The following is a 5,868-nucleotide window of genomic DNA, read 5'->3' as shown; positions in this document are numbered from 1 at the left end:
CGGTTTCGATGGCCTGCCAATATTCGGTGGTGGGGTCGAACGGCAGGCCGGCCGCGTCGGCGTCGGCGACACGGTCATGCGCTGCGTCTCCCGGCCGTCAGCCCGCCGGCGCCAGGAACGCCTCGGCCAGCCGCACCCAGTAGCTGGCCGTGACCGGCAGAATGGCGTCGTTGAAGTCGTAGCCCGGGTTGTGCACCATGCAGCCTCCCTCGCCCTCGCCGTTGCCCACAATGAAATAGCTGCCCGGCGCTTCCTGCAGCATGAAGGCGAAATCGTCGCTGGCCTGCAGCGGCTCCAGGTCGGGAATCAGCCAGTCCTCGCCCAGCCAGCGGCGCGCCACCTCTTCGGCAAAGGCGGTGGCCTCGCGGTCGTTGACCACCGGCGGATAGCGCCAGCGGTAGTCCACTTCCACGGTGGCGCGGTGCACCGCCGCCTGCGCCGTGGCGATGGCGGTAATGCGCTCGCGCAACAGGGCGCGGGTCTCGGCGCGCCGCGCGCGCCGTCGGCCCGCAGCTCCACCGATTGCGGAATCACGTTGGGCGCGTCGCCGCCATGAATGGCGCCGATGGTCACCACGGCCATGTCGTTCAGTTCGATCTCGCGCGACACGATGGTCTGCAGGGCCAGCACGATGCCGGCCGCCGCCACCACCGGGTCGACCGCCGCGTGCGGCATCGCGCCATGCCCGCCCACGCCGCGCACGGTGATGAGCACCGTGTCCGAGGAACTGTACATGGCGCCGGCCCGGAAACCGAAACGCCCGGCCGGATAGCCCGGCTCGTTATGGAAGCTGTAGACCGCATCGCAGGGAAAGCGCTGGAAGAGGCCGTCCTCGATCATGCGCTGCGCCCCGCCGTGGCCTTCCTCGGCTGGCTGAAAAATCAGGTTGAGCGCGCCCTCGAAGCGCGCGCGCCCGGCCAGCGCGCGCGCACCGTGGGGCGTGGGGCACGAGCACGCGCTGCGACGGCGCGTGGAACCAGCGCAGAAAGCGCCACGGCAGCGACTCGGGGATGCCCATGCGCGCCTTCAGGTAGTCGGGAAACATCGTGTGGAACGAGGTCGTGAAGCGCCAGCCGCGCGCCAGCGCCATGCGGCGCGCCGCCAGGCCCAGCGGCCCCTCGGTGGCGATGTGCAGCGCATCGGGCTGCATGCCGCCCAGCGCCCGCCGCAGTTGCCTGCCGGGCAGCAGGCACAGCCGCAACTGCGGCTCGGACGGCGCGGGAACGGTGAGACTGCCCTCGGGACTCACGACGACGAGTTCGTGCCCCCAGGAAGTCAGTATCTGCAGCATGGTCGTCCAGGTGCGGACGACCCCGTTGACTTGCGGATGCCAGGCATCCGTGACCAGGACGATGCGCATGCGGGCCGGATCTCCGTCTTGCGTGGGCGGGCAAGCCCCCATTGGGCCCGCGCAAGATGACACAGCCAAGACGATCCGGGCCATGCGGCCCGGCTCCGCCTATTTGCTGTTGCGCCGCGGATACCCCTGCGCCGTGATGCGCTCCCAGACGGCGCGCTTTTCATCGTCGGTCATGAAGACCCAGTTGGCCACTTCCATGGCCGTACGGCCGCAGCCCCGGCAGATGTCGTCGAACAGCGTGGAGCACACCGCCACGCAGGGCGAGTCCGAGGCCTTGAAGGCGCGCTGGGCGTCTTCGGGCTCGGGCAGTGCGGAGAGATCGGCGAGATCGGTGGAATAACGGCTCATGCGGCGAAGGTTACCACCAGCGCTGCGTCCCTTTTTTCATGTCCCTACCGCGATGCATGGCTTGGCTGGCCGGCCCAGCCGAAAAACGCCGACGCTTCCGCCAGCACTTCGCCGGGGACCTCCTCGGCCAGGTAATGCGCCCCCGCAAGCGCCCGGCCGCCGGCCTGCCCGGCCACTGCCCGCCTGAGCGCCTGCACGTCGAAATTCCGCCCCACCGCCGCCGCGCTTCGCCCCACAGCACCGCAAGGGCATGCGCAGCCGCTCGCCGTGGGCCCGGCCCTGGCGGTCGTGCTCCAGGTCCAGCGTGGCCGAGGCCCGGTAGTCTTCGCAGATGCCGGTGGCCCAGCCCGGCAGCCGGGCGGCGCGCTCGTATTCCGCCATGGCGCGCGGGTCGAAATGCGCCAGCCCGCCCGGGCGGCCGCCCATGATGGAACGCAGGTAGAACACCGGATCGCGTTCGATCATGGTTTCCGGCAGCGGTGCCGGCTGGATCAGCCAGAACCAGTGGAAATAGGCTTGCGCGAAGGCGCGCGAGGTCTGTTCGTACATGTCCAGCGTGGGCGCGATGTCCAGCAGCATCATGCGCGAGACGGCCTCGGGATGATCCAGGCCCAGCCGGTGCGCCACGCGCGCGCCGCGGTCGTGCGCCAGCACCTCGAAACGCGCGTGGCCCAGCGCCCGCATGAGCGCGACCATGTCCGCCGCCATGACGCGCTTGGAATGGGCCGAGTGGCCCGGCGCGGCGGCGGGCTTGTCGCTGTCTCCATAGCCGCGCAGGTCGGCCGCCACGCAGCGGCGGTGGCGGATCAGCTCGGGCCACATGCGATGCCAGATGGCGTGCGTCTGCGGATGGCCGTGCAACAGCAGCAGCGGCGGCCCGCTGCCCTCGCAGCGCGCGGCGATGCGGATGCCGTTGACGGCGTAGCGGCGGACGGGGAGATCGAAGAAATCGGCCATGGCATCCATCTTACGGCTTCGCATCGAGGCGGTCGCGCACGCGGCGCGCCACGTCTTTCATCCACGGAAACCGGGCCCAGTGGGCCGCCTCGAAGCGGGCCACTTCCTCGAGCCGGCCCAGCGAGGCGCCCACCATGTCCTGGCCTTCGGCGAACATGCGCCGATGCCGCGGCGGCAGCGAAAAGTCCGCATGCCAGCCATCGGCCGCGCTCACCCGGCCGGCCTCCACGTCAATGCGCAGGCGGGCGCCCGCGGCGACGACACCCGCGCCAGCAGCGCATCGACCTGCGCGGCGGGCAGGCTCACCAGCAGCAGCCCGTTGTTGAGCGCATTGAAATAGAAGATCTCGCCGAAGCTGGGCGCGATGACCGCGCGGATGCCGAACTGCTGCTGCCCCCACACCGCATGCTGCTGCGGCTGAACGCCACATTCGGGTTCAGCCGCGCCCACATCGTGCCCGCCGTATCGGATTTCGCGCGCCAGTATCCCGAGGTGGAAGTGCAGCTCAAGCTCACCGACCGTCCGCTCAACCTCATCGAAGAAGGGTTCGACGCCGCCGTGCGTTTCGGCGAGCTGCCCGACGCGCGGGTCATCGCCCGCAAGATCGCGTTCAACCGACGCCTGCTGTGCGCCTCGCCCCGCTATCTGGAAACCTACGGCGAGCCCCGTGCGCCGGGCGAGCTGCAGCGCCACCGCTGCATCGTGGTGCGCGAGAACGACGTGGCCTACGGCACCTGGCGGCTGGATTGCAGCCAGCGCTCCGAAACCGTCAAGGTGCGCGGGCCGCTCAGTTCCAACGACGGCCAATCCGCGCTGCAATGGGCGCTGGACGGCCACGGCATCGTCATGCGGTCGGAATGGGAAACCGAGGCTTACCTGCGCGACGGCCGCCTGCGCCAGGTGCTGCCCGACTGGAACACCCCGCCCGCCGACATCCACGTGGTCTACCCCGAGCGCCTGAACCTGCCGGCCAAGACGCTGGCTTTCGTGGAGTTCCTGTCGCAGCGCTTCGCCCGCCGGCTGCGCGCGCCGGGCGCGCAGCATCCGGTCTGGCAGGCCCGGGGCTAATTGACCTTCGCGCCCGACACCGCCCACCGCTTCTTTCCAGGCCGCGAGCTCGCGGTCGATGTGCCGGCCGAACGCCTCGGGGGTCGAGCCCACGACCTCGTAGCCATAGCCATTGAGCTGCGCCTTCACCTCCGGCGCCCGCAGCGCCTCGGCGATGCCTTTGCTCAGCGTTTCCACCACGGCCGGCGGCGTGCCGGCGGCGCGAGAATGCCGTACCAGCCGTTGACCACGAAGCCCGGCACGCTCTCGGCCACGGTGGGCACGTCGGGCAGCAGCGCCGAGCGCCGTTCGCCCGTCACGGCGATCGCCTTGAGCTTGCCGGCCCGCACCTGCGGCAGCGAAGTCGAAATGCTGTCGAACATCAGGGACACTTCGCCGCCCAGCAGCGCCACCACGGCCGGCCCGCTGCCCTTGTAGGGGACGTGCATCATGTTCGTGCCGGTGCGCTGCTTGAACATTTCGGCGGCCAGGTGGCTGGTGTTGCCGTTGCCCGCCGACGCGAAGCTCAGCTTGCCCGGATGGTCCTTGGCGTAGGCGATCAACTCCGGAATGGTGTCGGCCTGCGTGGAAAGCGGCGCGGCCACCAGCATGGGCAGCGTCGCCGCCAGGGACACCGGCGCGAAATCGCGGCGCGTGTCGTAGGGCAGCGAGGGGTACAGGCTGGGGTTGATGGCGTGCGCGGCCAGCACCATCAGCACCGTATAGCCGTCGGGCTTCGCGCGCGCCAGCTGGGCCGAGGCGATGGTGCCGCCCGCTCCGGGCTTGTACTCCAGCACCACGGGCTGGCCCCACATTTTCTGCAATTGCGCGCCCAGCGGCCGGGCCAGCATGTCGGCGCTGCCGCCCGGCGGATAGGGAATCAGCAGCGTTATGGGCTTGTCGGGATAGCCCTGTGCGGCGTGGGCCGCGCCCAGGCACAGCAAACCTGTCGCAACCGCGGCCATGCGGGCCGGCAGGGAACGGATCATCGCAAGCTCCTTTGCCCGCGCGGGGCTCGAGTGTTCAGGCGTAGCGGGGCGCGCCGCTGGCGTCCCGCTCGATGAAACGCAGGCCGTCCGGGAAACGCAGCGGCGCGCCGGTCACGGACTGCAGCCATTCGCGGCTCAGGCCCTGCAGCATGGCGTGCACGCTCAAGCCCCGCGGCGTCACGTCGATGACCGCCAGATCGGTGTAGATGCGCGTCACCACGCCGGCGCCGGTCAGCGGATACGTGCATTCGCGCAGGATCTTGGGCGCGCCGTCGCGGCCCCGGTGCTCCATGGTGACCAGCACCTGCCGGGCGCCCCACCGCCAGGTCCATGGCGCGCCCACGGCGGGAATGGCGTCGGCCGCGTCGGTCTTCCAGTTGGCCAGGTCGCCGCGCTCGGACACCTGGAACGCGCCGAGCACCGCATAATCCAGATGCCCGCCGCGCATCATGGCAAACGAGATCGTGTGCTCGGTGACCGAGGCGCCCACGCGCAGCGTGACGGGCTGGCGGCTGGCATTGATGAGGTCGGGATCGACGGCATCGCCCGCGGCCGCCGGCCCCATGCCCAGGATGCCGTTCTCGCTGTGCAAGAGGATTTCCCTGTCCGGCGGCAGATAGTTGCCCACCAGCGTGGGCATGCCGATGCCCAGATTCACGATGGCGCCGTCGGGAATATCTCCGGCCAGCAACTGCGCGATCTGCTGGCGGCTCAAGCCCTTGATGTCTTCGGTGTCTTGCTGCATGTCTGTTTCCCAGGGCGCCAAGCGCCGTCACATGAAATGGATGCGTTCTCCCGCCCGGACGGAAGGCCTCGTCACCGCAGCGGGACCACGGCCTTCACGAACAGGCCCTGCGTCATGATCTGGTCGGGCGGGAACGTGCCCAGGGGCACCACCTCGTCCACCTGCGCGATGGCATGGCGCGCCGCCATGCACATCACGGGATTGAAATTGCGCGCCGCATGGCGGTACATGAGGTTGCCCCAGCGGTCGCCCCGGTGCGCCCGGATCAGCGCGAAATCGCCGTGCAGCGGATGCTCCAGCACATAGCCCACGCCGTCGATGACCTCCTGGCGGCGGCCCCGCGCCAACTCCGTGCCGTAGCCCGTGGGCGTATAGAACGGCCCCAGCCCCGCCCCGGCCGCCGCCGCAGCCGCTCGGCCAGC

4 protein-coding genes and 6 pseudogenes are annotated in these 5,868 nt (G+C 70.1%); 1 reads left to right on the top strand and 9 read right to left on the bottom strand.

From position 1 onward, the window contains the following. Positions 1-97: 97 nt before the first annotated feature. The 6 genes and pseudogenes from AD428_RS21685 to AD428_RS28560 form a co-directional block, all read right to left on the bottom strand. Positions 98-930 (bottom strand): annotated as a pseudogene (locus tag AD428_RS21685) (amidohydrolase); the annotation flags it as partial. A 13-nt stretch (positions 931-943) separates the two neighbouring features. Next, positions 944-1,360, bottom strand: a pseudogene (locus AD428_RS21680) (glycosyltransferase); the annotation flags it as partial. Positions 1,361-1,459: 99 nt separating this feature from the next. Then, complete coding sequence (locus AD428_RS21675; protein ID WP_053246554.1) at positions 1,460-1,708, bottom strand: DUF1289 domain-containing protein; 249 nt, start codon at positions 1,706-1,708, stop codon at positions 1,460-1,462. A 44-nt stretch (positions 1,709-1,752) separates the two neighbouring features. Further along, positions 1,753-2,665 (bottom strand): annotated as a pseudogene (locus AD428_RS21670) (alpha/beta fold hydrolase). A gap of 10 nt (positions 2,666-2,675) precedes the next feature. Beyond that, on the bottom strand, positions 2,676-2,879 hold the full coding sequence (locus tag AD428_RS28565; RefSeq protein ID WP_235491063.1) for a hypothetical protein: 204 nt from the start codon (positions 2,877-2,879) through the stop codon (positions 2,676-2,678). Further along, a complete protein-coding gene (locus tag AD428_RS28560) occupies positions 2,876-3,067 on the bottom strand; it encodes a 3-isopropylmalate dehydratase small subunit (protein ID WP_235491062.1) in 192 nt (63 codons plus the stop codon). Before AD428_RS28560 ends, AD428_RS28565 begins: the two co-directional genes overlap by 4 nt. 6 nt (positions 3,068-3,073) lie before the next feature. On the opposite strand from AD428_RS28560, the pseudogene AD428_RS21660 reads away from it, so the two are divergent. Then, positions 3,074-3,733 (top strand): annotated as a pseudogene (locus AD428_RS21660) (LysR substrate-binding domain-containing protein); the annotation flags it as partial. A gap of 12 nt (positions 3,734-3,745) precedes the next feature. Here the strand turns inward: AD428_RS21660 and AD428_RS21655 are convergent. The 3 genes and pseudogenes from AD428_RS21655 to AD428_RS21645 all read right to left on the bottom strand — a co-directional run. Continuing rightward, positions 3,746-4,701: pseudogene (locus AD428_RS21655) on the bottom strand (tripartite tricarboxylate transporter substrate binding protein); the annotation flags it as partial. A gap of 34 nt (positions 4,702-4,735) precedes the next feature. After that, complete coding sequence (locus tag AD428_RS21650; RefSeq protein WP_053246553.1) at positions 4,736-5,446, bottom strand: 3-oxoacid CoA-transferase subunit B; 711 nt, start codon at positions 5,444-5,446, stop codon at positions 4,736-4,738. 71 nt (positions 5,447-5,517) lie between these two features. Further along, a pseudogene (locus AD428_RS21645) lies at positions 5,518-5,868 on the bottom strand (3-oxoacid CoA-transferase subunit A); the annotation flags it as partial.

This window comes from Achromobacter sp. DMS1 (assembly GCF_001270295.1).
The sequence above is the reverse complement of the archived record's forward strand: the minus strand, read 5'-3'. Positions and strand labels throughout refer to the sequence as shown.